The organism is Rhodococcus sp. IEGM 1306 (genome assembly GCF_036541985.1).
GTDB lineage: Bacteria > Actinomycetota > Actinomycetes > Mycobacteriales > Mycobacteriaceae > Rhodococcus_F > Rhodococcus_F qingshengii.
Map to the genome: position 1 here is coordinate 16,686 of NZ_JAZHFF010000008.1, position 25,359 is coordinate 42,044.

Consider the following 25,359-nt stretch of genomic DNA (forward strand, 5'->3'; position numbering starts at 1 on the left):
GATGGCTATGCCCGGACATCATGATCTACCCCTCGAAGGAGCCTCGCTGTGAGCATTGCGGATACCGGCGATCTCCACAAAAGCCATGATCATTCCGACCTCGGACACACGCACGACCCGTTCGAAGCCGCACCGCCCGCGCCCGTGCCGCCCAAGGAAACCCTGGCGGCCGCCGGCGAAATTCTGCGGGCGCTCGCTGCACCCGTTCGGATCGCTATCGTGCTTCAGTTGCACGAGTCGGAGCGTTGCGTTCACGAACTCGTCGGAGCTCTCGGTGTCACTCAGCCACTCATCAGCCAGCATCTGCGCGTACTCAAAGCAGCGGGCGTCGTCCGCGGCGAGCGCAACGGACGAGAAGTTCTCTATCGACTCGTCGACGATCACCTTGCACACATCGTCGTCGACGCTGTCGCCCACGCCGAAGAAGGATGAGATTCCACCGCATGAACACCCCGGGCAGTACGACCTCGAAACGTGGACCGGCCACAGTCGGCGTTCGTTCCACGAAACAGCGCAGCGCCATCTCCGCCCTGCTCGACGACATCGACGAATTCAAGTCGGCACAGGAATTGCACGACGAACTGCGCAAGCGAGGTGAAGGCATCGGCCTGACCACCGTCTACCGCACGCTGCAGGCACTCTCCGACGCCGGAACCATCGACGTCCTACGCACCGACACAGGTGAGTCCGTCTACCGACGCTGCTCCTCCGGGCACCACCATCACCTGGTGTGCCGCAACTGCGGATTCACCGTCGAGGTCGAGGGCCCGACGGTCGAGCAGTGGTCACAGACCATCGCCGAGGACAACGGTTTCACCGAAGTGAGTCACACCGTCGAGATCTTCGGCACCTGCCGCGACTGCGCCGCCGCCTGAGAGCGTCAGGGAATCAAACCCTGCCGGGCGGTATCGGCACCGGTGAGCGCCAGTAGCAACATCGTGGTCAGTGCCTCGTCGTCCAGTCCGGCGGCAGGGAACGTGTAACGCAGGATGACGTCCGCCAGACTGCCGTGGCCGAACACCGCGATGGAGCCGAATTGGATGGTGCGATTTCGCTCGGCCACCTTGCGATGCAGTGCCGCGCTGACCGGTCGGTCCCATGCGAGAACGCACGTCATGGACAGCACGTCCAGACCCTCGGACAGATTCATCGCCTGGATGGAACACAGCGCGCCGGAGTACTGGAAACCCAGTGATCCGTCGGCAGCCACATCGACCGTCACGAAATGCGCCAGCGAGGCGGCCGCGCGTTCTTGTAGGCGGGCTGCTTCGTCGGTGGTGTCGGTCATGTTCTCCCCTGTCATTTGACGCCACCGAATCTACGGTCGCGTGAGGCGTACTCGACGCAGGCGGCCCAAAGGTCGCGGCGGTCGAAATCGGGAAACAGCTTCTCCTGGTACACCATTTCGGCGTAGGCGGATTGCCAGATCAAGAAATTGGACGTCCGCTGTTCCCCCGACGGACGCAGGAAGAGATCGACGTCGGGCATGTCGGGTTCGTCGAGGTACTTGGCAACCGTCGCCTCGGTGATCTTGTCCGGATTGATCTCACCGGCCGCGACACGCTTCGCGATTTCCTTTACCGCATCGGCAATTTCGGCCCGGCCGCCGTAGTTCACACACATGGTCAAGTTCATGACGGTGTTGTTCTTGGTCAGTTCTTCGGCGATCTCGAGTTCCTTGATCACGCTGGCCCACAGGCGTGGCTTACGACCGGCCCAGCGAACACGCACACCCATTTCGTTCATCTCGTCGCGTCGACGGCGGATGACATCACGGTTGAAGCCCATCAGGAATCGAACCTCGTCGGGACTGCGCTTCCAGTTCTCGGTGGAGAAGGCGTAAGCGGAGAGCCACTCGACACCCATCTCGATGCACCCGCAGACGGTGTCCATCAGGACAGCTTCGCCGCGTTCGTGCCCGGCGGTTCGGGGCAGACCGCGCTCCTGCGCCCATCGTCCGTTGCCGTCCATCACCAAAGCGACGTGGCGCGGGATCAGTTCGGTCTGCAGGATCGGCGGGGTCGCCCCGGACGGATGTGGGTCCGGTGGTCGGATCACCCGGTCAGCAGCAGAATCAAGCGGAGTTCGCGGTTCGCGTCGTCGAATCACGTGTTCCATCCTGCCTCACGGGCAAGTCGACCTCGACGGCTGCATGCGGCCTCGAACGCTCGATCAGCGGCAACGTCCGCAATTGGCGCTCGAGATGCCACTGCAGGTGTGCCGCGACCAGTCCGCTGGCTTGCGTCCGCAGCGTCGCGGGCGCCGAATCGGTACCCTCCCACTCCCCTCGGAGCAGGGCTTCCATCAAGTCGAGCACTCCGGGCGACGGCGTCGCAGCACCCGCCGGGCGGCAATAGGTACACACGGCTCCGCCTGCGGCGACATGAAAGGCCCGGTGCGGTCCAGGAGCACTGCAGCGGGCGCACTCTTCGAGGGCAGGCGCCCAACCCGCATAGCCCATGGCTCTCAACAAGAACGCGTCGAGCACGAACTCGACCGGTCGTGCCTGCTCGGCGATCGCACGCAGTGCTCCCACCGTCAATCGCTGAAGCTGCGGGGCCGGCGCGCGTTCCTCGCCGGCCAACCGCTCGGCAGTTTCGAGTACGGCGCAGGCCGTGGTGTACCGGCTGTAGTCGTCGACGATGTCGGTGGCGAATGCGTCGACCGTCTGCACCTGAGTGATGATGTCGAGATTCTTGCCCGGAAGTAGTTGCACGTCGATGTGAGCAAACGGTTCGAGTCTGGCACCGAATTTGGAGGTGGTTCGGCGGACACCTTTGGCCACGGCACGTACCAACCCGAACTGACGGGTGAGCAACGTGACGATGTGGTCGGCTTCGCCCAGTTTGTGCAGGCGCAGCACCACCGCCGTGTCTCGATACAACCTCACTCGACCAGTGTCCCACGTTGTACCGACGACCGATCCCGATGCCGCGCCCGATGACAAGTCGGAAACACGGCAGGTCCGTCCGGATAGACTGGCGCGATGCCGAGCGACGCAATTGCGCAACCTGTCACTGCAGAGTTGACCGGTCGCGAAGCGCGGTGGGAGCGACACAACTCCGAGCGTCAGAAACGGATACTCACCTCGGCGGTCGAACTGATCGAAGAGCGTGCGGCAGGTGCCGAGGTGTCCGTCCAGCAGATCGCCGATCGTGCCGGCCTCGCCAAGTCGGTGGTGTACCGCCAATTCAGCGGCCGAGACGACCTCGATCGACGAGTCCGAGCGTTTGTGCTCGGACAATTTGCGGCGGCCCTGGACGCCTCGATGAGCATTTCGGTAGGCACTCTCGACCAGATCCTGACCCGAACCATCAGCGCCGTCGCCGAGTGGATCACCGAGCATCCGCGGATTCACGAGTTCATGGGTACCGGCCCCACTGACTACGACGACGAGAGCATCGACGCGATCAGCAGTCTGAAGGCCACAATCGCCGACTCCGCCCGCACCACTATCACCGAAGTCGGTCGTTCCGTGGGGATCGACTCCTCACCCTTCGATTCACTACCGTTCGCAGTGGTGACAATGGTCGAGGGCACGCTCACCCACTGGGTCCGAAGCACCGATCCGAAACCGAGCCGCGAAGAGATCGTCGCCGACCTCGCGAAATACACCTGGTACATCTTCGACGGCGTTGCCCGCTCGAGCGGACTACAGATCGATCCCCATGTCGAATTGTCCACGCTCATAGCCGAGCTGGTGTCCTCCGACGGAGGAACCTCGCAGCCGGACTAGATCCGGGTCTTGTCGGAACGCTTCGGCTCGCCGCGGTAGCGGGCGTAGTCGCCGTCGATGCGCAGCTTTCGCCACGCACGCTTCGACACCGGATTCATCAATCCGAGTTCGTCTGCCAGGGATCGCATTTCACCGAAGTAGTTACCCAGGATGCGGCGTGAATGCGGGCTCCCCCAGAAGGCGCTCTTCATCACCTCGTCCGGGATTCCGAATTCTTCGGCGAATTCCTTTGGCGGTGACATGATTTCACCCGCAAGCCAACGCATCGCGCCGGGGAAGGCGACCGATGTGATGGCTCGACTCGTACGACTGAGTCTGGGGACGTGATTGCGCAGGAACTCGTGAGCAAACGAGATGTGTCTCGCTTCTTCGGCGATGTGGATCTCCATGGTGCGGAGCATCGCCGGCGGCGTGTCCTTACCCTCACGGATGAGATCCTTCTGGAAGTGGTCGATCGGTTCTTCACCAGCCAGAATGCCGATGAAGAAGATGACCGGGAACTTTGCTCCCAGCACTCCGATGATCGGCGACAGTCGCCGGAACATCGGACGCATACCCGGCACGTCGATGTCCATGCGATTGACGAGTTCCTGGAACATCTGGATGTGATTGCACTCTTCGGTCATCTCGTGCAGGCAGTACCGGAACTCAGGCGACTGGTTGGGTAGCGCCATGATGTATTGCAGCATTCCCCGGATCAAGATGCTCTCGAAGGCCGAACCCACCTTGGTCACGTTCGCCTGACGCCACATTCCCATGGCGATTCGACGCTCCAACGACTGATCCTGGTACCACTGCGTCGCCCCGAGGGGGTCCGACACGGACGAGAGCACCCATCTCGGATCATGCGGATCGATCGCGAACTCTGGTGAATCCCAGTCGATGTCGAGATAGGGATCGAAACTGCGGGCAACTGAGCCCTCGGACAAAGTCTGCAGTACCTGGTGGTACGGCTTTTCCACTTCGATCGACGCTGACCGAGCCATCGGTGTCTCCTCACGGCCAGTCCGTCGATTGCAGTCGACGGACTTGAATGAGGTCAAACATAATGGGACACCGCGTCCCACGCAACCCCCTCGGGGGCCTATTTCAGGCCCGACGCAGCGGGATGATCTCGCGAACCTTCTCGTCCCGGAGATACAGTCCCGCCCACATGACGATTCCGGTGTAGACGGCAAACAGGGTCGTGCTCAGCAGAGGCTGTTCAGCTCGAAGGTTGGTCAACACCGCTCCCCCCAGGTAACCGGTGAGCAGAATCGCGCCGAGTATCGACGTTCGCGGAATCACGTACAGCGCAAGGCAGATCAGTTGCACCACCCCAGCCGTCAATGCCAGCGAGTCCGGCAACCCAAGTTCAGCCGACGCATCCTTGACTGTCTGAAGGTTGAGAATGTGGATGATGCCGTCGAAGAGCATGAAAACGACGAACAGCCCACTCAGGACGCATCCGAGCTTGCGAGCCGTGGCCGAAGGTGTCGTCGTCGTGGCGTTACCGGAAACAGTTTCGTTGTGGACGGGCTGGGTGGTCATCGGAATCTCCTGGGGCGAAGGCGAGCGGCCGGTTGCCACTTCGCTTGCAATTACGACTCCCGAGCGATCGAAAACTCATCGCGCCGGCCGTTACAACGCACCCGGCGTTCAGGACGATTCACCGCTCGTGGTCTGATGGTCGGTGACACGGGGTGCCGAAAAAGTCGGCTGAGATCAGACCCGATGAACCTGACCAGTTAGCACTGGCGGAGGGATGTCGACATGACCGAACAGCAATTTCAGCGCGCATTGAACCTGGACGAGCAGATCGTTCTGATCACCGGTGGCGCCCGCGGGCTCGGCGCCGCACTGAGCCGAGCATTCTCCCGCTCGGGGGCCCGGGTGATCGTGAACTACAACAAGAGCCACGATGCCGCCGAGGCCCTGGTCGCCGAACTGGGTGAGGATCGCACCTTCGCAGTCCAGGCGGACGTGACGGACCGCAGTTCCATCGACCAGTTGTTCTCCGCTGCACGCGAGAGATTCGACGCACCGATCTCGACCGTGGTCGACAATGCACTGGTCGACTTCTCGTTCAACGGCGATGCACGGCCGAACGCGGACACGATCACCTGGGCCGACTTCGACTCTCAACTACGCGGAGCTGTTGCCGGAACACTCAATACCACCCAGGCAGCGCTACCAGGCATGCGCGAACTCGGCTTCGGCCGAATCATCACTGTCGGAACCAATCTGGTCCAGAATCCGGTAGTTCCGTACCACGACTACACCGCTGCCAAGGCCGCACTGTTGGCACTGACACGGACGCTGTCCGCCGACCTCGGTCCGGACGGGATCACAGTCAACATGGTCTCGGGCGGCTTGCTCCGCACCACCGATGCGAGCGCCGCAACACCCGAAGCCGTCTTCGACATGATCGCTGCAAGCACTCCCCTGCGCCGAGTCACCACGCCGGACGAATTTGCCGACGCTGCACTCTTTTTCGCCTCACCATGGTCACGGGCCGTGACCGGTCAGAACCTGGTTGTCGACGGCGGACTCGTCAAGAACTGATGGGCGCGCAATTACGGATAGGTGCGTTCCTGCTCGGGTGCGGACATCACAGTGCGGCATGGCGTCATCGCGACTCACCGGTCGAAAGTCTCGGCGACATCACGTATTACGAGTCGCTCGCCCAGATCGCCGAACGCGGAAAGCTGGACGCCGTCTTCTTCGCTGACGGTCACAGTGTTCGCGAACCGGAGTCGGGTGCGTCGTGGTTTCTCGAGCCGATCACCGCATTGACTGCCATGGCACGAGCGACAGCGGACATCGGCCTGGTGACCACCATTTCCACCACTTTCTACACGCCGTTTCACGCGGCGCGACTGTTGGCCTCGCTCGATCACATCAGCGGCGGACGGGCCGGCTGGAACGTCGTGACCTCGATGTTCGACCAGGAGGCGCGCAACCACGGACTCGAGGCGATGCCCGATCATGCATCCCGATACGAACGAGCCGACGAATTTGTCGAAGTGGCCCTCGCATTGTGGGATTCATGGTCGGAAGACGCGCTGATTCTCGACCGGTCGGGGCGTTTTGCCGACGCAAACAGGATTTCTCGAATCAATCACGACGGCAAACATTTTCGGGTGGACGGGCCGTTGACGGTTCCGCACTCCCCGCAAGGCCGGCCGGTCTTGTTCCAGGCCGGGGCGTCCGAGCAGGGCCGCGATCTGGCGGCGCGTCGCGCCGAGGCAATCTATTCGGTTGCCTACGACTTACCCAGCGCACAGACCTACTACGCGGACGTGAAATCGAGAATCGAGCGAGCCGGCCGGGATTCGAACTCTGTCGCCGTGATGCCGGGACTGGTCACCTACGTCGGCAGCACCGTCGCCGAGGCCAGGGCGAAGAAGGCCGAACTCGATCTCCTGCTGCCCACCGAACAGTCAATACGCCAACTCTCGTTGTTCACCGGACAGGATTGCGAGAACTGGGATCTCGACGGGCCCGTGCCCCCGTTGCCTCCACTCGAAGCGTTCACAGGGCCGCAGGGACGCTACGCCACTATTTTGCGGATCGTCGAGAAGGACGCACCGACTGTGCGGGAGCTCCTCGGGACGCTCGCTGCGGGTGGTGGTCACGCAACGATGATCGGAACACCGGAGTCGATTGCCGACGAGATGGGATCCTGGTTGAACGGCCGCGGTGCCGACGGTTTCAATCTGATGCCGCCGACCTATCCGCAGGGTCTGGAAGATTTTGTCGATCACGTGATTCCGGTGCTGCAGGCGCGTGGGTTGTTCCGTCGCGAATACGAGGGAGCGACTCTGCGAGAAAACCTCACCTAGTCCGGCAGTAGCGGCACCGACAGGTCCGGATCGCGTCCCAGGAGCACTCCCCTCGTGAGGGCCGCGGAGCCGAACTTCTTCCGGACACTGTCCATTGCCGAGTCGAGGGCGGCAGTGTCCGGACCCGCGAATCCTGGACCGTCGAAGGGCAATTCGAGTTGTTCGGCGCCGTCCCGATCCAGGTTGGAGACAGCGACACCGATCAACGTGATGCCCTTGTCCGCGATCATCGGTATCGCTTCGTCCAGCAGCACCATCGAGGCGCTCAGCAATTCCGCTGTGTCGGCGGTGGACCGGCGCAGCGTGTGAGATCGAGTTGCCCGCGTGAAATCCGCGAAGCGGAGCCGGAGCGTGACCGTGCGCCCCGTCCGCTGCGCCGAACGCATGCGTCGACTGACACGGTCGACAAGGGACATCAACGACGCATCGAGTTCTGCGCGGGGATGGGATCCGCGACCCAGCGCATGCTGAGCACCCATCGAACTGCGGCCACGATAGGCGCGGACGGGGCGCGGATCTCGATTGTGTGAGAGTGCGTAGAGATGGCGACCGGCGCCGCCCCCGAGAATCGAGACGATCGAGGATTCGTCGTGCCGAGCGATGTCACCCACCGTCACGATGTCGAAGTTTCGCAGCTTCTGGGCCGTGATCTTGCCGACGCCCCACAGCTTCTCGACCGGCAAGGGATGCAGGAACTCGGTCTCGCCCTCCGGCGGCACTCGCAGCAATCCGTCGGGTTTCGCGAATGCACTGGCGACCTTGGCCAGGAACTTGGTGCGTGCGATTCCGACCGTGATCGGTAGTCCGACCTGCTCGGCCACATCGCGTCTGAGGTTGGCTCCGATCTGCAGCGGGTTTCCCACGATCTTGGCGAGCCCGCCGACCTCGAGAAAGGCCTCGTCTATGGAGATTCCTTCGACCAGCGGCGACGTGTCGTGAAAGACGTCGAACACGTCTTTGCTCGCCTGCGAGTACGCCGACATTCGCGGAGGGACGACTATCGCCTGAGGACACAGTGATCGGGCCTGACCACCGCTCATGGCTGTGCGAACCCCGAACGCCTTGGCCTCGTAGCTTGCCGCCAAGACCACCCCACCACCGACGATGACCGGCCTGCCGGCCAGAGTCGGGTCGTCGCGTTGCTCGACTGATGCGTAGAACGAATCGAGGTCCGCATGCAGGATTGTTGCGTCACCTGTGGACCGACTACCGCCAGAATGATTACCGCCGGAACGAGCACCGCCAGGGTGATTACCTGGCGTTTCTTGATCCAGCGGTTCATGCGACACGAACATATGTTCCCATGCGCCACCGACACAATGAAAGGCCGCAAATAGATTCCATGGAATTAATCACGAATCGGGCGTACGGTGAGAAAATGATTCCACGGAATGCATATCGGTTCGGAGTCTGCTCGTGACCAGATCAGCCCTGAGCAGGCACTTCGACAACCTCGTCCGCTTCGAAACTGAACTGTGGACGGCCGTCGACCAGCGACTCCGAATCGAGCACGACCTGCCACTGAGTCGATTCGAGCCGATGCAGATCATCGACAGGCTCGGCTCCTGTCGGGTCTTCGACATCGCCGAGGCCCTCGCGATCACCGTCGGTGGCACGAGCAAGCTGGTGGATCGAATCGAAGCGGCTGGACACTGCCGTCGAAAATCCAATCCCACCGACAAACGATCCTCACTCATCGAGTTGACTCCCGAGGGCAATGAGCTGTTGCGGCGGGCGAAGGCAACGTTCGACGACGAATTGGAGCGCCGTCTCGGTTCCGTGCTGACGCCCGACGCTCTCGATCGGTTCGGCGCCACACTGGCCACGCTGCGTGAAGCCAATCGAAACCTGACACCGACCACGAAGGAAAAAGCATGACCGACACAATGCGCGCAATCGTGCTCGACGCCCCCGGCCCGCCAGAAGCATTGACTATCAAAGTGATTCCGATACCGGTGCCGATTGCGGGCTGGGTACTGGTCCGGGTGAAGGCTTTCGGCCTCAATCGATCCGAACTTCACACCCGCCTCGGCCTCGCCGAAGGCGTGACATTCCCGAGGGTGCTGGGCATCGAGGCCGTCGGCGAAGTGGTGAACTGCCCCGGCGGGGAGCTCACCGAAGGCCGGCAAGTCGCCGCCATGATGGGTGGGATGGGGAGGACGTTCGACGGCGGTTATGCCGAGTACACGTGCGTTCCCGTCAGTCAGGTCGTTCCCTTCTCGAGCGAACTGGACTGGTCGACAGTGGGAGCTGTTCCCGAGATGCTGCAGACGTCCTACGGCTCGCTGACGGTAGGACTGGACGCGAAATCCGGTCAATCCCTGTTGATCCGGGGAGGAACCTCCTCGGTCGGCATGGCAACCGCAGTCCTGGCGAAGCAGTGGGGACTCACTGTCCTTGCGACCACCCGAGATGCGAACAAAGCGTCGTCGTTGACCGCGATCGGGGTTGACCACGTTATCGTCGACGACGGTGCTGTGGCCGGCCAGGTTCGAGACATCCTCCCGGGCGGTGTTGATCTGGCCCTCGAATTGGTCGGAACACCAACACTTCCCGACACGTTGCGCGCGACCCGCGTTCACGGCACCGTGTGTTTCACGGGAATGCTGTCCAACGAGTGGACAGTCAAAGACTTTTATCCGATCGACTACATTCCACGCGGAGTGCGATTGACCTCGTACGGTGGGGACGCGTCCGACCTGCCTGCCGGCGTACTGCAAGACTTCCTCTCCGCTGTGGCGTCAGGCGAGGCGGTGGTACCGATCGACGAGGTGTTCGCGTTCGAGGACATCGCGCGAGCACATGCCAAGATGGAAGCCGGTACGGCACGTGGCAAATTGGTAGTTGTGCTCTGACCTGGCTTCTCACACCACGAATCGATAACCCATTCCTGCCTCGGTGATCAGATGCTTGGGGTTCGCCGGGTCATCCTCGAGCTTCCGACGAAGTTGAGCCAGGTAGACACGTAGATAGTGGGTCTCGGTGTCGTACGCCGGTCCCCACACTTCCCGAAGCAACTCCTTCTGCCCGACCAGCTTTCCGCGGTTGCGCACAAGCATCTCGAGCATGCCCCACTCGGTCGGAGTCAGGTGCACCTGTTCACCGCGCCGACTCACTGTTTTCGCAGCCAAGTCCACCGTGAAGGACGCGGTCTCGACCGACGGTTCCGAAGTGTCCGCCGCGGAGGTTCCCCGCCTCGCCGCAGCGCGCACGCGGGCCAGAAACTCGTCCATCCCGAAGGGCTTGGTGACGTAGTCGTCCGCACCGGCGTCGAGAGCCTCGACCTTGTCCGCGGAATCCGTGCGCGCCGACAGCACGATGACCGGCGCCGTGCACCAGCCACGCAGGCCGGCAAGCACTTCGGTGCCGTCCATGTCGGGCAGTCCGAGATCGAGTACCACGACGTCCGGTGGACGCTCGGCAGCAGCCCGCAAGGCACCGGCGCCCGTCGACGCGGTCACCACCTCGTACCCGCGCACCGAAAGATTGATACGCAGAGCTCGCAGAATCTGCGGTTCGTCGTCCACTACCAGGATTCGACTCATGATCCATTCCCATTCGTACCGGCCGCAGCCAACTCCACGATCATCGTCAATCCCCCACCAGGTGTGTCTGTGGCGCTGACTGTTCCGCCCATCGCATCGACAAATCCGCGCACCACGGAAAGTCCGAGGCCCACTCCGCCGGTGTTGTCGCGATCTCCCATCCGTTGGAACGGCTGGAACATCGTTTCGGCCTCACCTCGCGGAACACCTGGGCCCGTATCGGCAACACTGATCACCACACGATCACCGAGTTGCGCCGCCCCGACGCGCACCGGGGTTTCTCCCCCGTAGCGCAGAGCGTTGTCGACGATGTTCGCAATCACCCGCTCTAGCAGACCTTGATCTGCTTGCATTGCAACGGTACCCACGTCGACGACTACACTTCGAGCCCGCGAATCCGAGCGTCCACCGATGCCGAGGCCCAGCAACGCGCGGTGAACCACCTCGTCCAGATACACCGGCCGCAGCGTGGGTTTCACCACCCCGGCGGCAAGTCGGGACGAGTCGAGCAAGTTCCCGACCAGCGCCGTCAACTGATCCGCCGACTCCTCGATGGTTGCCAACAATTCAGCGGTGTCTTCGGGCGAGAACTCGATGTCGTCGCTGCGCAGACTCGACACCGCCGCCTTCACTCCGGCGAGAGGCGTTCGCAGGTCATGGCTTACCGCTGACAGCAGGGCTCGACGCAGTTGATCAGCCTCGGTGAGCGCGGCAGCCTTGCTCGCCTCGACTGTCAGTTTCTCCTGGCGGATCATCCCAACTGCTTGGTGAGCCACCACCGTCAGCACTCGTCGATCCCGCGCACTCAGGTCGGGCCCAGCCAACAACAGCGCGTATTCCCCGTCGTTGACCTCACAGACCGTATCCGCTTCGTCGTCCGTGGTCGGCGGCTGCGTACCCACGGCGGCGATGACTCCGTCGTCGTGATGAATGACGGAAACCCCTCGCTGGCGATAGATTTCGAGTGCCTTCGCCAGAAGTGTCGACAGATCCGCTCCGCGGAGAACTGATCCCGCGAACAGTGTGAGCAGTTCGGCTTCCTCGGATGCGCGCTTCGCCTCGCGGGCGCGCTTTGCTGCGGCGTCGACCAGAACGGCAACTGCCACAGCCACGATCAACAGCACGACAGTGGTGATGAAGTTGTCAGGTTCGGCGATGGTGAAGCTGTACCGCGGATCGGTGAAGAAGTAATTGAGCAGCAGTCCCGAGATCAGGGCCGACAATATCGCCGGGCCGACGCCGCCGAGGAGGGCGACCAGAACGACCACGACGAAGAACAGCGCGTTCTCGCCGTTGACCCCGGAGATTCGGTCGACGAGACCCATGATCGCGGCCGCGAGCGAAGGCACGACGATCGCCGCAATCCACGACAGGACCCGGCGCTCCGAGCGCCCCAGCACCGAAATGTGTCGTCGCGCCGTCGCTTCCTCGTGCGTGACCATGTGAACGTCGATACCACCGGACTGCTGAACCACCGCAGCGCCGATCCCCTCGTCGAGGATGCGAGCCAGACGGGAACGCCGCGACGTTCCCAGCACCAACTGTGTGGCGTTCTCCTCACGCGCGAACTCGAGGAGCGTCGACGGTACGTCGTCACCGACAACAGTGTGAAGCGTGGCGCCGACTCCGACAGCCAACGCGCGCACCTTGCCCATCTCGGGGGCCGAGACTCCGGTGAGTCCGTCACCGCGTACGACGTGGACCACCATCAGCTCGGCGCTCGACTTCGACGCGATTCGAGATGCGCGTCGTACCAGGGTTTCCGACTCCGGTCCCCCGGTCACGGCAACGACGACACGCTCGCGCGCTTCCCAGGTATCGGTGATCTTGTTCTCGGCCCGGTATTTCGCCAGTGCGGCGTCCACCTGATCGGCCACCCACAGCAGAGCCAGTTCGCGTAGCGCCGTGAGGTTTCCGCGTCTGAAGTAATTGCCCAAGGCCGCATCGACCCGTTCCGGTGAATACACGTTTCCGTGAGAAAGTCTGCGGCGCAGCGCCTCCGGGGTGATGTCGACCAGCTCGACCTGCGCCGCACTACGCACTACCGCGTCCGGAACCGTCTCCTGCTGAACCACGCCGGTGATGTGCGCGACAACGTCGTTGAGGCTTTCGAGGTGTTGCACGTTGACCGTGGACAGAACGTCGATCCCGGCTTCGAGCAGTTCCTGTACGTCCTGCCAGCGCTTGTGATTCTTGCTCCCTGGCGTGTTGGTATGTGCCAACTCGTCCACCAGGACAAGGGCCGGACGCCGAGCCAACACGGCCTCGACGTCCAGTTCCGGCATCCGTGTTCCGCGATAATCCACCAGCTTGGGCGGCACTGTTTCGAGGTCTCCGATCTGCGCCGCGGTGCGGGCGCGGCCGTGTGTCTCCACGACGGCCGCGACCACGTCACAGCCACGATCTCGACGCCGATGAGCCTCACCGAGCATCGCGAAGGTCTTTCCGACGCCGGGCGCAGCGCCGAGGTAGATACGCAATTCACCACGTTTGCGTGCCCTACCGAAAGATTGACCGACCTTCTCCGAAGAACTCACGTGACAATCATCCACCAGTCGTCGGCGCAGCACACGTAGGTGCCGTCAATCCGAGTGCCAGGTTCAATTCCAGTACGTTGACTCGCTCGGCTCCGAGAAATCCGAGTTGCCGACCGTCGGTGTGCTCGGCCACCAAGTCCCGCACCTGGTCTTCCGAGATGCCGTTGTTGGCCGCCACCCTCGCGACCTGCAGTTCGGCGTACGCCGGACTGATGTGGGGATCGATACCCGAGCCCGAACCGGTGACTGCGTCGACGGGAACCGATGCCGGGTCGACGCCCTCACGTGCCGCGATGGCTGCCCGGCGCTCGATGACGAATCCGGCCAGAATCTCGCTGCTCGGCCCCTGGTTGGACGGCAGTGCCGCCGCGGGATCACCGGTGGCAAACGGATCCTCGTCCGAAACGGATCCGACAACACGATTGTGGAAGAACGGGTCCTGCTGCCCTTCGGCGACCTGCGGATCGACACCCACCCAGGCACTGCCGACCACGCAACCGGCGGCATCGGTGACCGGTGAGCCTTCGGCAGATCCGGAACTGATCCGGCTGACACCCCACACCGCGGCGGGATAGACCACACCGAGAACGACGGTGAGCGCGAGCAATACGAGCAAACCCGCCCACACCTGTTTGGCAAAACCGATAGTGAAACGCATGTCAGGTCACCCAATTCCAGGAATCAAACGTACGACGAGATCGATCAACCAGATACCGACGAACGGTGTGATCACACCGCCGAGACCGTAGACGAGCAGGTTGCGTCCGAGCAACTGCGATGCCGTCGACGGTCGGTATCGAACACCCTTGAGTGCCAACGGAATCAAACCGATGATCACCAAGGCGTTGAAGATCACGGCCGAGACGATCGCCGATTCGGGGGTGGCGAGACGCATGATGTTCAACGCGTCCAGCTGCGGGTAGATGCCGCTGAACAAGGCCGGCAGGATTGCGAAATACTTCGCCAGGTCGTTCGCCAACGAGAATGTGGTCAACGCGCCGCGGGTGATCAGCAATTGCTTGCCGATTTCCACCACCTCGATCAGCTTGGTGGGATCGGAATCGAGATCGACCATGTTGCCGGCCTCTTTGGCTGCCGAGGTTCCCGTGTTCATCGCGACCCCGACATCCGCCTGGGCAAGGGCGGGAGCATCATTGGTCCCGTCACCTGTCATCGCGACGAGACGTCCTCCTTCCTGTTCCTTCCGGATCAGGGCCAGTTTGTCTTCCGGGGTGGCCTCCGCCATGAAGTCGTCGACGCCCGCCTCGTCGGCAATCGCCTTCGCGGTCAACGGATTGTCGCCGGTGATCATGATCGTGCGAATACCCATCGCCCGGAGTTCGGCGAACCTGTCAGCCATTCCCGGCTTGACGACGTCGGACAACGCGATCACGCCGAGGATCGAGGTACTCTCACCTTGCTTGACGGCAACTACCAGCGGCGTTCCGCCGGCTTGGGCGATGTCGCCCACGGTGTCGGTTACCGCGGTCTCCGCGTGTCCACCACCACTGACGACCCAGTTCATCACCGCATCCGCTGCACCCTTTCGGATTTGGCGTCCGGAGTGGTCGAGTCCGCTCATCCGGGTTTGTGCCGTGAACGGAACGAACTCGGCGCGTTCTTCGTCCAACGTCGGCTCGGCAGCGAGACCGAAATCCGCTGCGCACAGCTCGACGATGCTCCGCCCCTCGGGAGTTCCGTCGGCCAGGCTCGACAAGCGAGCTGCCGCAGCAAGATCGTCGGCGGATACACCGGGCGCCGGATGGAGTGCGGTGGCCCGGCGGTTACCGAAAGTGATGGTTCCGGTCTTGTCCATCAACAGGGTGTCGATGTCGCCCGCAGCTTCCACCGCGCGTCCCGACATCGCGAGAACGTTGCGCTGGACGAGGCGGTCCATGCCCGCGATACCGATCGCCGAGAGCAGCGCTCCGATGGTCGTCGGGATCAGGCAGACGAGAAGTGCGATCAGCTTGATCGGATCCTGCTCGTGCCCCGCGTACAAGCCCATCGGGCCGATGGCTACGACGGCGAGGAGGAAGATGACGGTCAACGACGCGAGCAGGATGTTGAGCGCAATCTCGTTGGGTGTCTTCTGACGTGAAGCACCCTCGACGAGCGCGATCATCCGGTCCACGAACGAACTGCCCGGTGCTGCGGTGATTTCCACGACGATGCGGTCCGAGAGAACCGTCGTACCACCGGTGACGGCGCACCGGTCACCACCGGATTCACGGACCACCGGCGCGGATTCACCGGTGATCGCCGATTCGTCTACGGAGGCAATACCTTCGACCACGTCGCCGTCGCCGGGGATGACCTCGCCGGCAACCACTATCACCCGATCGCCGACCACCAGTTCGGTGCCGGAAACCGATTCGATCGCACCGCTCATCGTGATCCGATGTGCTGTGGTGTCCTGCTTCACCTTTCGCAGGCTCGCCGCCTGCGCCTTGCCGCGCCCTTCGGCCACGGATTCGGCGAGGTTCGCGAAGATCACCGTGAACCAGAGCCACAGGGTGATCACCCAGGAGAACACCGAGGGATCGGCGATCGCCATGACAGTGGTGATGACGGAACCGACGAACACCACGAACATGACCGGGTTGCGGGCGAGGTGGCGTGGGTCGAGTTTGCGCACGGCCCCCGGCAACGCGGTGATCATCTGCCGCGGGTTGAAAACGCCTGCGTGTACTTGACGGGACTGCCCTGGATCAGCCTTGTCGGCGGCGTCTTGCGCTACCACGGGTTTCTCACTGATACGCACGGTCATTGAGGAGCCTCCGCTAGCGGGCCCAGCGCGAGGGCCGGGAAGAATGTAAGTGCAGCAACAAGAACGACGGTGCCGGTCAACAAACCGGTGAACATCGGTCCGGACGTCGGGAGGGTGCCGGCCGTCGGCGCCACCTTCTTCTGCGAGGCAAGAGCACCGGCCAAAGCGAGAACGAAGATGATCGGCAGGAATCGGCCGAGAAGCATGCAGATTCCGAGAGACGACTGGAACCAGTCGCTGGTGACCGTCAGACCGCCGAAGGCGCTGCCGTTGTTGTTGGAGGCGGAGGCGAAGGCGTAAAGCACCTCACTGAACCCGTGGATCGATCCCGGCGTGCCCGGATCTCCCCCATTGCCTTGATAACCGGTGGTCGAACCGAGGATGACGGTGATGGCGGTACCGATCAAGACCAGCGCGGGCATGACCAGAATCGACAGCGCCGCAAGGGTGATCTCGCGTCGACCCAACTTCTTGCCGAGATATTCGGGCGTGCGACCGACCAGCAGTCCGCCGACGAACACTGCGATCAATGCCAGCACAAGAATCCCGTAGAGGCCGGTTCCGACTCCACCTGGCGCAATTTCGCCGAGCAACATGTTGAGCAGGACCGCGCCGCCGCCGAGGGGTGACATGCTGTCGTGGGCCGAGTTCACCGCGCCCGTCGACGTTCCCGTGGTCGCCACCGCGAACAACGCCGATCCGGGGATTCCGAAGCGAACTTCCTTGCCCTCCATCATCGAACCAGCTGCTGTGGCGGCAACACCGCGTGCGCCGGATTCGGCAGCGAGCGTGACTGCGAGCAGCCCGCTCCACAGGATTCCCATCACTGCCAGCAGGGTGAGGCCTTGCCTACGATCCCCGACGAGAGTTCCGAACGTTCGGGTGAGGCAGACCGGAATCAACAGGATCGCCAGGATCTCGACGACATTGCTCAACGGGGTGGGGTTCTCGAACGGGTGCGCCGAGTTGGCAGCCAAGATCCCGCCACCGTTGGTGCCGAGTTCCTTGATCGCTTCCTGGGACGCGACGGGGGCCAGTGCATTGGTCACCGCATTGCCGTCGAGGCCGGTGGAGGCGAAACCGCTGTGGAACGACTGGATCACTCCCTGGCTCAACAGGATCAGGGCGATCACGAAGGAGAACGGGAGGAGGATGCGCAGAGAACCACGCGTCAGATCGACCCAGAAGTTGCCGATCTCGCCGCCCCTGGCCACCCGAACGAAGCCGCGAACCAATGCGATGGCCACCGCCATGCCGACCGCTGCCGAGACGAAGTTCTGCACCGCCAGACCGACGGGCTGAACGAAGTTGCTCATCGTCGTTTCCGGCGTGTACGACTGCCAGTTGGTGTTCGCCACAAACGAAATCGCGGTGTTGAACGCTACGGCAGGACTGACCCCGGACAGACCGTCACTCAGCGGCAGTACTCCCTGAATCCGTTGCAGGAAGTACAGGAACAATGCGCTGGCCAGCGAGAATCCGAGAACGCTTGCGGCGTAGCCGTACCACGTCTGCTCGGCCCTGGAGTCGATCCGACCGACGCGGTAGATCACACTCTCGACCCGAAGATCTCGCGTCGACGAGTAAACACGCGCCATGTAGTCGCCCACCGGAACGTAGGCGATTGCCAGAACGACGAGGACAAAAGCGATCTGCAGGCCGGCTGCAAGAGCGGGCGACATCAGAACCTCTCAGGATCTACGAGTGCAACGAGCAGGTAAATGACCAATGCCGCGGCGACGGCGATCAGAACCACGCTGACCACACCGGCAACCGTCATTTGGGAGCGCTCGCCTGTAGGGCGCGCAGTACCAGCGCGCACACGAGAAAACCGCCGAGAATCAGAGCAACGTAGGCCAGATCGGCCATGAGCTTCCCTCTTCGAAATCTTTTGCCGTGCTGCTGTGCATCGCAGCCATGACGCGCGGTCGCCCTCGACCGGATGCGCTCTCTCAGCTTCGACCTCCGGAAAGGCCGATTCCGCGTCTCTGACGATCCGCTTACGCACTGACCTGGCGTCTTGACGCGATCTTGACGCGAAACCGAAGTTCACTAATACTGAAACAAGTTACTGTTCGTTCGAACGAACAGTTTTGCGAAGGGAACCTGATGACTTCTCGAACCGACCACGATCTCGCCCCCGGTCTTGTCGACCAGGTTGCGAGTCTGGCCTCGGGCGCCACCTCGTCCGTCGCGGCCACGGAGGCAACGCTGAGCCGGATCGAGGCCACTCAGCCTCACCTCAATGCGTTCAAGATCGTGCGGCGCGAGAAGGCACTCGAGGAAGCTGCCGAGGCCGACAGGCGTCTCGCACTCGGCGAGCGCCTACCTCTTCTCGGCGTGCCGATCGCAGTGAAGGACGACGTCGACATCACCGGCGAACCCACGGCCTTCGGTTGCCCTGGCGATTTCCCGGCCAAGACCGAGGACTCGGAGATGATTCGACGCCTTCGCGACGCCGGCGCAGTGATCGTGGGCAAGACCAACAGTCCGGAATTGGGCCAGTGGCCGCTCACGAGCGGTTCAGCCTTCGGTTACACGCGCAATCCGTGGTCGCGTCACCACACTCCAGGCGGATCGTCGGGCGGCACCGCCGCGGCCGTCGCCGCCGGATTGGTCAGCGCCGGAATCGGTTCCGACGGTGCCGGTTCCATCCGAATCCCTGCGGCCTGGACCAACCTCGTCGGAATCAAACCGCAGCGCGGGCGCATCTCCACCTGGCCCGACGCCGAAGCGTTCTACGGCCTGACGGTCAACGGCCCGCTCGCTCGCACCGTCGCCGACGCGGCACTGCTGCTCGACGTCGCTGCCGGCAACCATGACGGCGATCTCCACAAGCCGACACCGGTCACCGTCAGCGACGCGGTGGGACGCGACCCCGGAAAACTGAAAATCGCGCTTTCCCTTCGCAATCCGTTCACCGCCACTCCCGTGAAGCTGGACCCGGAAGTGCGCCTGGCCGTGCATTCGATCGCCGACACGCTGCGGGAACTCGGACACCATGTCGTCGTCGACGATCCCGCATACGGCCTGATCTTCGGCCTGAACTTTCTGCCCCGCTCGCTCGTCGGGGTCCACGACTGGCTCGGACGCGTTCCCGACCCGACACTGGTCGATGCCAGAACACGCGGAAATGCCCAGAACGGCAAGCTACTTCGCGGCGCACCTCTGCGCGCGGCCCGCGCGGCCGAGCCGCGGATGCGAAAGCGGATCGGAGCGATCTTCGACACCTACGACGTCGTCCTGGCACCCACGACGGCAACTCCACCGATCATGGCGACCGCGATCGACGGCATCGGTGGCTGGGACACCGACAAGGTCATGACCGGCGCCTGCCCCTACGCGTGGCCGTGGAACGTCCTCGGCTGGCCCTCGGTCAACGTGCCGGCCGGATTCAGCAAGGCCGGCCTGCCCATCGGTGCGCAGTTGATGGGCAACGAGAACACCGAACCTCTGTTGGTCTCCCTCGCTTCACAGTTGGAATCGGCCCTGCGTTGGGATCAGGTCCGACCCGAGCCGTGGTGGTGACCCGATGAGTAACCGGGACGTTCGCGAGCGAATACTCGACGCCGTTCTGCACGTCGTCGGTACCGACGGCATCCCGGGTGTGAGCAACCGGCGCATCGCCGCGCAGGCCGGCGTCTCACTCGGATCGATCACGTATCACTTCGCCAGCCAGTCGGACATGCTGCGGGCCGCGCTGTCTCGTTTCGTGACCGACGAGACGACGCGCCTGCGCGCCTTGGCCGAGGAGTACCGCGACAAAGGTCTGAGCGTCGAGGACGCCGCGGCAATAGCCGAAAAGGTGACGCGAGATCTTTCGTTCTCGGCCGAGCGGATCGCGCCGTTCGAGATGTACATCGCCGCCGGGCGCGACCACGAACTCCACGAAGTCGCCGTCGAATGCTTCGCCGCCTACGACGATTTGACCGTCACGATTCTGACGGCACTCGGTGTACCTGATCCGGAGTCGATTGCATCGACGCTCGTCGCCGTCATCACCGGCCTCCAACTCCGACGCCTGGCCACCGGCGTCGACGAGCAGGACATCGGCGCGGCGATCCTCAGGGTCCTCCGGCCCTAGAAGCCCAGCCGGCCGAGCTGCTTCGGGTCGCGCTGCCAGTCCTTGGCGACCTTGACGTGCAGCTCCAGGAAGATCCGCACACCGAGCAGCTTCTCGATCTGCAGGCGCGCACTGGTACCGACTTCCCGCAGACGCGCTCCGCCCTTACCGATGACGATGCCCTTCTGACTGGGCCGCTCGACGTAGAGCAGTGCATGCACGTCGAGCATCTCGCCCTGCTTCTCGGTGCGTCCCTCGCGCGGGATGACCTCCTCGATCACCACAGCCAGGGAGTGCGGCAATTCTTCGCCGAGCCCCTCGAGCGCAGCCTCACGGATCAGTTCGGCCATGAGCACCTCTTCGGGCTCGTCCGTCAGTTCCCCGTCCGGGTAGAAGGCCGGGCCCTCGTCCATCAGACCGGCGAGGACGTCGACCAGGATCTCGACCTGTTCACCCGACTTCGCGGACACCGGAACGACCTCGGATTCGGGACCGAGCAGGGTGGACAGCGCGAGCAACTGCTTTCCGACGGCGTCGCGGCTGACCTTGTCGATCTTGGTCACGATGCCGACCAGCTTGGTCTTGGGCGCCATCTGACGGACCTGCTGCACGATCCAGCGGTCTCCGGGCCCGATGGCCTCGTCGGCCGGGATGCACAGGCAGATGACGTCGACCTCGGAGTACGTGTCGCGAACCAGGTCATTGAGGCGCTGCCCGAGCAAAGTGCGGGGCTTGTGCAGTCCAGGGGTGTCCACCAGGATCAGCTGCGCATGCTCGCGGTGAACGATGCCGCGAATCGTGTGGCGCGTCGTCTGCGGGCGCGAGGACGTGATCGCGATCTTGCTGCCGACCAACGCGTTGGTCAGCGTGGACTTGCCCGTATTGGGTCGACCCACGAAACACACGAAGCCTGACCGGAATTCGTTCTTGCTCATAACTGCTCCTCGCTGAACTCTCGCTCAGTCATCGGTGTCTTCTGTCTCTTCGTCTTCCGACGGCGGGATGCGCTGCACGAACACCGTGCTGATGCGTACCCGGCCTCGGCCCGTATTGGTTCCCTCGCCGCGCAGGATCAAACCGTCGTACTCCACTTCGGAACCGGGAAGTGGCACTCGGCCGAGTACGTATCCGATCAGCCCGCCGACGGTCTCCACCTCGTCGAGTTCGAGTTCGAGATCGAACAATTCACCGAGGTCTTCGATGGGAAGTCTCGCGGATACGCGGAACATTCCGTCACCGAGATCCTCGATGGGCGGCGTCTCGTCCTCGTCGTACTCGTCGGCGATCTCACCGACGATCTCTTCGATGACGTCCTCGATCGTGACGAGCCCGGCGATTCCGCCGTACTCGTCGACGAGTATCGCCATGTGGTTGCGGTCGCGCTGCATCTCGGCCAGCAAGCTGTCGAGCGGCTTCGAGTCGGGAACGAAGACGGCGGGCCGCATGACGTCGCAGACGTTGACGTTCCGGCCGCCGTCGGGCAGGTGGTAGGTCTGCTTGACCAGATCCTTGAGGTAGACGACACCGAGCACGTCGTCGACGTTCTCCCCGATGACCGGCAGGCGCGAGTGACCACTGCGGACGGCCAACGACGTTGCCTGCCCGGCATTCTTGTCGTTCTCGATCCACACCATGTCGGTGCGCGGCACCATCACCTCGCGCGCCGACGTGTCTCCCAGTTCGAAGACGGACTGGATCATTCGGCGTTCTTCGTCGGCCACGACGCCGCGTTCCTGCGCCATGTCCACGAGTTCACGCAACTCGATTTCCGACGCGAACGGGCCGTTGCGGAAGCCCTTACCCGGGGTCAATGCGTTACCCACGAGGATCAGGACGCGACTGATCGGCCCGAGCAGAACCCCGATCCACAGCAGTGGCAGCGACGCGGCCATCGCGATGGAGTACGCATGTTGGCGCCCAAGCGTTCTCGGTCCGACGCCGATGACCACGTACGAGACGAGAACCATGATCACCGCGGTAACGGTCAGCGCCCAGCCCAGCGAGAGGACGTCGATCAGGCCGCCCACGAGTACGACGGTGGCCGTGATCTCGCACAAAATGCGAAGCAGGACCATCAGATTCACGTATCGCGGACGATCGGTCAGAATGCGTTGCACTCGCGCGGCGCCGGCTCGCTCTTCCTTTGCCATCTCGTCGATCCGCGCCGACGAAATGGTGTTGAGCGCCGAGTCGACGGCCGCGAAGACACCACCGACCGGGACAAGAGCAATCGCCAGAACAAAGAGCGCTATGGCGCTACTCACTACAGAACCCCCGGATAACTGTTATCGGTCCACTCCGTCGACGAAACCGGTCTTACCGAGCAGCTTCTGATCGCGTTCGGCCAGTGCTGCTTCGCGGTCGATACGGCGAAGGTCTTCGTACCACTCTTCGAGGAGGCTGTTCTGCAAGCCGAACATCTCCTTCTCCTCTTCCGGCTCCGCATGGTCGTAGCCGAGAAGGTGCAACACACCGTGGACGGTCAGGAGGGCAAGTTCGTGAGCCAGTGAATGCCCGGCCTTGTCAGCCTGATCCGCGGCAAAAGACGGACACAGCACGATGTCGCCGAGCATCGACGGCCCCGGCTCGGGGGAATCGGGACGGCCACCCGGCTCGAGTTCGTCCATCGGGAACGACATGACGTCGGTCGGACCCGGCAGGTCCATCCAGCGAACGTGCAGATCCGCCATCGTCGCGGAGTCGACGAGAACCATCGACAGCTCGGCCGCCGGATGGACATCCATCCGAGCGATCACGAAACGGGCAACGCTGATCAACTCCGGTTCGGAGATGTCCATGCCCGATTCGTTCGAGACCTCGATGCTCATGTGCGACGCTCTTTCCTGGGAAAAGTAGGGGTTGATGCGTCGCTCAGCCTACCGTCGCGGTGAATGAGCATGTGCAGCGCGGCGCTGCGCCCGGTTTCCGACCGCCAACTCGCCGGACCGATCCGATTCGTGACGCTCGTAAGCGTCGACGATGTGAGAGACCAGCCGATGACGTACGACGTCGCTGCTGTCGAGAGTGGCGAAATGAATATCGTCGATCCCGGTGAGGATTTCGGATGCCGCGCGCAGACCCGAACGGGCCCCGCCCGGCAGATCGACCTGGGTCACGTCTCCGGTGACCACGATCTTGGAACCGAACCCGAGGCGGGTCAGGAACATCTTCATCTGCTCGGCCGTGGTGTTCTGCGCTTCGTCCAAGATGATGAAGGCGTCGTTGAGCGTCCGGCCACGCATGTAGGCGAGCGGAGCGACCTCGATGACTCCGGCCTGCATCAACTTCGGAATCGCCTCGGGATCCATCATGTCGTGCAATGCGTCGTGCAGCGGGCGGAGATACGGATCGATCTTCTCGTGCAGCGTGCCGGGCAGAAAGCCCAGTCGCTCCCCGGCCTCGACTGCCGGCCTGGTCAAGATGATCCGAGAGACCTGCTTGGCCTGCAACGCCTGAACGGCCTTGGCCATGGCGAGGTAGGTCTTGCCGGTACCGGCCGGGCCGACTCCGAACACGATGGTGTTCTCGTCGATGGCGTCGACGTAGCGTTTCTGGTTGAGGGTCTTCGGCCGAATCGTCTTGCCCCGACGCGAAAGAATGTCGAGGGAGAGCACCTCGGCCGGAGACTCGCCGACCTCGTTGGTGAGCATGCCGATGGTTCGTCGAACAGCGTCCGGAGCAATGGGCTGCCCCCGACCGGCCAGCGACGCCAATTCACTGAACACACGTTCTGCCAGCGCCACGTCTGCAGCCGTCCCCGACAAAGAGATGGTTCCGCCACGTACATGAATGTCGGCACGAAGCTCACGTTCGATCGCGGTGAGATTCTCGTCCGTCGCCCCCAGGATTTGACGCACGGTCTCCGGCGCCAGATCCATACTCGAACGGACGGTGCGCTCTGCGGGCAGAGCGCGCTCGGTGATGGTGGTTACACGGTTCCCGTCGAGTTCACTGTGTTCACTCACGTGGTGAATATGGCCTGCTTTCTGGTCCGATCAGCCCACTCGACTCGTGAGCCTCGATACTTCGAAGTCTAGCGCCAGAGTCGGACACGGCCCACTTGTTAATCGTCCCGGCCTAATCCTCGCGGCGACCGGACGGCAGCGATTCGCGGATCCACTCCGACGCTTCGGCGACGATCTCGGAGCTTCTGTCCGGACTGATACCCGCGATGACCAGGCACACGGCGGCAAAGGATTCGCCCGAGTCCGTGATGAGCCCACTGTTGGCCTGATCGAACAAAGTGATCGTGATCGCCTCGGTCATCGCTACCAGAGTCTCGGCCGGCAGGTATTTCGAGAAGGTTCCGTCACGCTGACCGCGCTCGACGACGCTGATACTCACGGCGCGCGCGGGCTCCATCAGATCGAGAATCCGCTGCTCCCCCAACTCTTTGCGAGCAAAGCTGAGCAGCATCCGGAAGCGATCACCGACCGGCCATGACAGCAATGCCAGTACGGCAGTCGCCAGATCCGGGCGCTCGGGCGGCTCGCCGGCTTGGCTCAGCGCAGCTACGAGATCGGTCGACGCCTCGTCCACGATGCCGTTGATCAGCGCCTCTCGGCTGTCGAAATGCGCGTACACGGTTCGCCTGACCACACCGGCGGCCTTTGCGACGTCGTCCATGCTCGCATCCGGATCAGCAGCGAACGCCGTGATCGCCGCCTCGATGATGCGATTGCGATTGGCCGCGGCCTGACTACGACGCTGCCGTCCGCCCGATTCGGCAGTTCCCGAAACGACTGTGCCCGAATGCGTCAACGCGCGTTCCACCTCTTTCGACTGCCCAACTGTGATCTAGGTCAATCATAGTTGCACATCGGTGTGCAAGTTATTAACTTACACATCAGTGTGCAAATAGATCGAGGAGTGTCTTCGATCATC

Annotated in this window: 26 protein-coding genes and 1 riboswitch; of the genes, 9 read left to right on the forward strand and 17 right to left on the reverse strand. The window is 62.9% G+C overall.

Going from position 1 to position 25,359, the window contains the following annotated elements:
* Window positions 1–48: 48 nt before the first annotated feature.
* The gene (locus V3587_RS22130) at window positions 49–432 is read left to right on the forward strand and encodes an ArsR/SmtB family transcription factor (RefSeq protein ID WP_003944457.1); all 384 of its coding nucleotides are present in this window, start codon (window positions 49–51) and stop codon (window positions 430–432) included.
* Window positions 433–443: 11 nt separating this feature from the next.
* Entirely contained in the window at window positions 444–875 is a 432-nt protein-coding gene (locus tag V3587_RS22135; protein ID WP_003944514.1) for a Fur family transcriptional regulator, read from the forward strand.
* Window positions 876–880: 5 nt separating this feature from the next.
* Here the strand turns inward: V3587_RS22135 and V3587_RS22140 are convergent, their stop codons facing one another.
* From V3587_RS22140 to recO, 3 genes are read right to left on the reverse strand one after another with little or no spacing between them, the layout of a single operon-like run.
* A complete protein-coding gene (locus V3587_RS22140; protein WP_019749000.1) occupies window positions 881–1,303 on the reverse strand; it encodes a YbjN domain-containing protein in 423 nt (140 codons plus the stop codon).
* On the reverse strand, window positions 1,300–2,118 hold the full coding sequence (locus V3587_RS22145; RefSeq protein WP_003944543.1) for an isoprenyl transferase: 819 nt from the start codon (window positions 2,116–2,118) through the stop codon (window positions 1,300–1,302). Before V3587_RS22145 ends, V3587_RS22140 begins: the two co-directional genes overlap by 4 nt.
* The gene (recO, locus tag V3587_RS22150) at window positions 2,075–2,890 is read right to left on the reverse strand and encodes a DNA repair protein RecO (RefSeq protein ID WP_029255636.1); all 816 of its coding nucleotides are present in this window, start codon (window positions 2,888–2,890) and stop codon (window positions 2,075–2,077) included. The genes V3587_RS22145 and recO overlap by 44 nt, the downstream gene beginning before the upstream one ends.
* 96 nt (window positions 2,891–2,986) lie before the next feature.
* Between recO and V3587_RS22155 the strand changes: the two genes are divergently transcribed.
* Complete coding sequence (locus V3587_RS22155) at window positions 2,987–3,736, forward strand: TetR/AcrR family transcriptional regulator (RefSeq protein WP_283377242.1); 750 nt, start codon at window positions 2,987–2,989, stop codon at window positions 3,734–3,736.
* On the opposite strand, the gene V3587_RS22160 is transcribed toward V3587_RS22155, so the two are convergent.
* Together V3587_RS22160 and V3587_RS22165 are read right to left on the reverse strand one after the other, a co-directional pair.
* The gene (locus V3587_RS22160) at window positions 3,733–4,722 is read right to left on the reverse strand and encodes an AurF N-oxygenase family protein (protein ID WP_070161085.1); all 990 of its coding nucleotides are present in this window, start codon (window positions 4,720–4,722) and stop codon (window positions 3,733–3,735) included. The genes V3587_RS22155 and V3587_RS22160 overlap by 4 nt on opposite strands.
* A 103-nt stretch (window positions 4,723–4,825) precedes the next feature.
* Window positions 4,826–5,266 carry a DoxX family protein gene (locus V3587_RS22165; protein WP_283377243.1) on the reverse strand — a complete coding sequence of 147 codons (441 nt, stop codon included), beginning with the start codon at window positions 5,264–5,266 and terminating at the stop codon, window positions 4,826–4,828.
* Window positions 5,267–5,404: 138 nt separating this feature from the next.
* Window positions 5,405–5,498, forward strand: a riboswitch (TPP riboswitch).
* 17 nt (window positions 5,499–5,515) lie between these two features.
* Here V3587_RS22165 and V3587_RS22170 point away from each other — a divergent pair.
* Both V3587_RS22170 and V3587_RS22175 read left to right on the forward strand, forming a co-directional pair.
* On the forward strand, window positions 5,516–6,280 hold the full coding sequence (locus tag V3587_RS22170) for a 3-oxoacyl-ACP reductase (protein WP_411742243.1): 765 nt from the start codon (window positions 5,516–5,518) through the stop codon (window positions 6,278–6,280).
* Window positions 6,280–7,560, forward strand: coding sequence for an LLM class flavin-dependent oxidoreductase (locus V3587_RS22175; protein ID WP_054187674.1), 1,281 nt, complete (start codon window positions 6,280–6,282; stop codon window positions 7,558–7,560). The genes V3587_RS22170 and V3587_RS22175 overlap by 1 nt, the downstream gene beginning before the upstream one ends.
* Here the strand turns inward: V3587_RS22175 and dinB are convergent.
* Window positions 7,557–8,855 (reverse strand): DNA polymerase IV, encoded by a 1,299-nt coding sequence (gene dinB, locus V3587_RS22180; protein ID WP_007731083.1) that lies wholly within the window; start codon window positions 8,853–8,855, stop codon window positions 7,557–7,559. The two genes, V3587_RS22175 and dinB, sit on opposite strands and share 4 nt — an antisense overlap.
* Window positions 8,856–8,976: 121 nt before the next feature.
* Here dinB and V3587_RS22185 point away from each other — a divergent pair, with 121 nt between their 5' ends.
* Window positions 8,977–9,438, forward strand: a complete 462-nt coding sequence (locus tag V3587_RS22185) for a MarR family winged helix-turn-helix transcriptional regulator (protein WP_030536603.1) — start codon at window positions 8,977–8,979, stop codon at window positions 9,436–9,438.
* A complete protein-coding gene (locus V3587_RS22190; RefSeq protein ID WP_042924097.1) occupies window positions 9,435–10,415 on the forward strand; it encodes a zinc-binding alcohol dehydrogenase family protein in 981 nt (326 codons plus the stop codon). The genes V3587_RS22185 and V3587_RS22190 overlap by 4 nt, the downstream gene beginning before the upstream one ends.
* Before the next feature lie 9 nt (window positions 10,416–10,424).
* On the opposite strand, the gene V3587_RS22195 is transcribed toward V3587_RS22190, so the two are convergent.
* From V3587_RS22195 to kdpF, 6 genes are read right to left on the reverse strand one after another with little or no spacing between them, the layout of a single operon-like run.
* Window positions 10,425–11,105 (reverse strand): response regulator, encoded by a 681-nt coding sequence (locus V3587_RS22195; protein ID WP_003944545.1) that lies wholly within the window; start codon window positions 11,103–11,105, stop codon window positions 10,425–10,427.
* Window positions 11,102–13,642 (reverse strand): sensor histidine kinase, encoded by a 2,541-nt coding sequence (locus V3587_RS22200; protein ID WP_283377245.1) that lies wholly within the window; start codon window positions 13,640–13,642, stop codon window positions 11,102–11,104. The genes V3587_RS22195 and V3587_RS22200 overlap by 4 nt, the downstream gene beginning before the upstream one ends.
* Before the next feature lie 7 nt (window positions 13,643–13,649).
* The gene (locus V3587_RS22205; protein ID WP_007731080.1) at window positions 13,650–14,300 is read right to left on the reverse strand and encodes a potassium-transporting ATPase subunit C; all 651 of its coding nucleotides are present in this window, start codon (window positions 14,298–14,300) and stop codon (window positions 13,650–13,652) included.
* Window positions 14,301–14,306: 6 nt separating this feature from the next.
* Window positions 14,307–16,412: a potassium-transporting ATPase subunit KdpB gene (gene kdpB / locus V3587_RS22210; RefSeq protein WP_070161083.1), complete on the reverse strand. Its 2,106-nt coding sequence runs from the start codon at window positions 16,410–16,412 to the stop codon at window positions 14,307–14,309.
* Window positions 16,409–18,094, reverse strand: a complete 1,686-nt coding sequence (kdpA, locus tag V3587_RS22215) for a potassium-transporting ATPase subunit KdpA (RefSeq protein ID WP_283377246.1) — start codon at window positions 18,092–18,094, stop codon at window positions 16,409–16,411. The genes kdpB and kdpA overlap by 4 nt, the downstream gene beginning before the upstream one ends.
* Window positions 18,094–18,192, reverse strand: a complete 99-nt coding sequence (kdpF, locus tag V3587_RS22220; protein WP_007731078.1) for a K(+)-transporting ATPase subunit F — start codon at window positions 18,190–18,192, stop codon at window positions 18,094–18,096. Before kdpF ends, kdpA begins: the two co-directional genes overlap by 1 nt.
* A 329-nt stretch (window positions 18,193–18,521) precedes the next feature.
* On the opposite strand from kdpF, the gene V3587_RS22225 reads away from it, so the two are divergent.
* Both V3587_RS22225 and V3587_RS22230 read left to right on the forward strand, forming a co-directional pair.
* Complete coding sequence (locus tag V3587_RS22225; protein WP_125051429.1) at window positions 18,522–19,940, forward strand: amidase; 1,419 nt, start codon at window positions 18,522–18,524, stop codon at window positions 19,938–19,940.
* 4 nt (window positions 19,941–19,944) lie between these two features.
* Window positions 19,945–20,496 carry a TetR/AcrR family transcriptional regulator gene (locus V3587_RS22230; protein WP_030536607.1) on the forward strand — a complete coding sequence of 184 codons (552 nt, stop codon included), beginning with the start codon at window positions 19,945–19,947 and terminating at the stop codon, window positions 20,494–20,496.
* Here V3587_RS22230 and era read toward each other — a convergent pair.
* The 5 genes from era to V3587_RS22255 form a co-directional block, all read right to left on the reverse strand.
* Entirely contained in the window at window positions 20,493–21,410 is a 918-nt protein-coding gene (gene era, locus V3587_RS22235; protein ID WP_003944451.1) for a GTPase Era, read from the reverse strand. The genes V3587_RS22230 and era overlap by 4 nt on opposite strands.
* A gap of 24 nt (window positions 21,411–21,434) precedes the next feature.
* Window positions 21,435–22,739, reverse strand: a complete 1,305-nt coding sequence (locus V3587_RS22240) for a hemolysin family protein (RefSeq protein WP_003944509.1) — start codon at window positions 22,737–22,739, stop codon at window positions 21,435–21,437.
* A 21-nt stretch (window positions 22,740–22,760) separates the two neighbouring features.
* The gene (ybeY, locus tag V3587_RS22245) at window positions 22,761–23,303 is read right to left on the reverse strand and encodes an rRNA maturation RNase YbeY (RefSeq protein WP_003944525.1); all 543 of its coding nucleotides are present in this window, start codon (window positions 23,301–23,303) and stop codon (window positions 22,761–22,763) included.
* A gap of 48 nt (window positions 23,304–23,351) precedes the next feature.
* The gene (locus tag V3587_RS22250; RefSeq protein WP_003944580.1) at window positions 23,352–24,440 is read right to left on the reverse strand and encodes a PhoH family protein; all 1,089 of its coding nucleotides are present in this window, start codon (window positions 24,438–24,440) and stop codon (window positions 23,352–23,354) included.
* Between the two features lie 112 nt (window positions 24,441–24,552).
* Window positions 24,553–25,248: a TetR/AcrR family transcriptional regulator gene (locus V3587_RS22255; RefSeq protein WP_007731067.1), complete on the reverse strand. Its 696-nt coding sequence runs from the start codon at window positions 25,246–25,248 to the stop codon at window positions 24,553–24,555.
* Between the last annotated feature and the right edge of the window lie 111 nt (window positions 25,249–25,359).

What these genes read in the sequence shown, in the direction of transcription:
- V3587_RS22135 (WP_003944514.1), top strand. Translation starts at nt 444, where the DNA reads ATGAACACCCCGGGCAGTACGACCTCGAAACGTGGACCGGCCACAGTC.
- V3587_RS22140 (WP_019749000.1), bottom strand. Translation starts at nt 1,303, where the DNA reads ATGACAGGGGAGAACATGACCGACACCACCGACGAAGCAGCCCGCCTA.
- V3587_RS22145 (WP_003944543.1), bottom strand. Translation starts at nt 2,118, where the DNA reads ATGGAACACGTGATTCGACGACGCGAACCGCGAACTCCGCTTGATTCT.
- V3587_RS22155 (WP_283377242.1), top strand. Translation starts at nt 2,987, where the DNA reads ATGCCGAGCGACGCAATTGCGCAACCTGTCACTGCAGAGTTGACCGGT.
- V3587_RS22160 (WP_070161085.1), bottom strand. Translation starts at nt 4,722, where the DNA reads ATGGCTCGGTCAGCGTCGATCGAAGTGGAAAAGCCGTACCACCAGGTA.
- V3587_RS22165 (WP_283377243.1), bottom strand. Translation starts at nt 5,266, where the DNA reads ATGACCACCCAGCCCGTCCACAACGAAACTGTTTCCGGTAACGCCACG.
- V3587_RS22175 (WP_054187674.1), top strand. Translation starts at nt 6,280, where the DNA reads ATGGGCGCGCAATTACGGATAGGTGCGTTCCTGCTCGGGTGCGGACAT.
- dinB (WP_007731083.1), bottom strand. Translation starts at nt 8,855, where the DNA reads ATGTTCGTGTCGCATGAACCGCTGGATCAAGAAACGCCAGGTAATCAC.
- V3587_RS22190 (WP_042924097.1), top strand. Translation starts at nt 9,435, where the DNA reads ATGACCGACACAATGCGCGCAATCGTGCTCGACGCCCCCGGCCCGCCA.
- V3587_RS22195 (WP_003944545.1), bottom strand. Translation starts at nt 11,105, where the DNA reads ATGAGTCGAATCCTGGTAGTGGACGACGAACCGCAGATTCTGCGAGCT.
- V3587_RS22205 (WP_007731080.1), bottom strand. Translation starts at nt 14,300, where the DNA reads ATGCGTTTCACTATCGGTTTTGCCAAACAGGTGTGGGCGGGTTTGCTC.
- kdpB (WP_070161083.1), bottom strand. Translation starts at nt 16,412, where the DNA reads ATGACCGTGCGTATCAGTGAGAAACCCGTGGTAGCGCAAGACGCCGCC.
- kdpA (WP_283377246.1), bottom strand. Translation starts at nt 18,094, where the DNA reads ATGTCGCCCGCTCTTGCAGCCGGCCTGCAGATCGCTTTTGTCCTCGTC.
- kdpF (WP_007731078.1), bottom strand. Translation starts at nt 18,192, where the DNA reads ATGACGGTTGCCGGTGTGGTCAGCGTGGTTCTGATCGCCGTCGCCGCG.
- V3587_RS22225 (WP_125051429.1), top strand. Translation starts at nt 18,522, where the DNA reads ATGACTTCTCGAACCGACCACGATCTCGCCCCCGGTCTTGTCGACCAG.
- V3587_RS22230 (WP_030536607.1), top strand. Translation starts at nt 19,945, where the DNA reads ATGAGTAACCGGGACGTTCGCGAGCGAATACTCGACGCCGTTCTGCAC.
- era (WP_003944451.1), bottom strand. Translation starts at nt 21,410, where the DNA reads ATGAGCAAGAACGAATTCCGGTCAGGCTTCGTGTGTTTCGTGGGTCGA.
- ybeY (WP_003944525.1), bottom strand. Translation starts at nt 23,303, where the DNA reads ATGAGCATCGAGGTCTCGAACGAATCGGGCATGGACATCTCCGAACCG.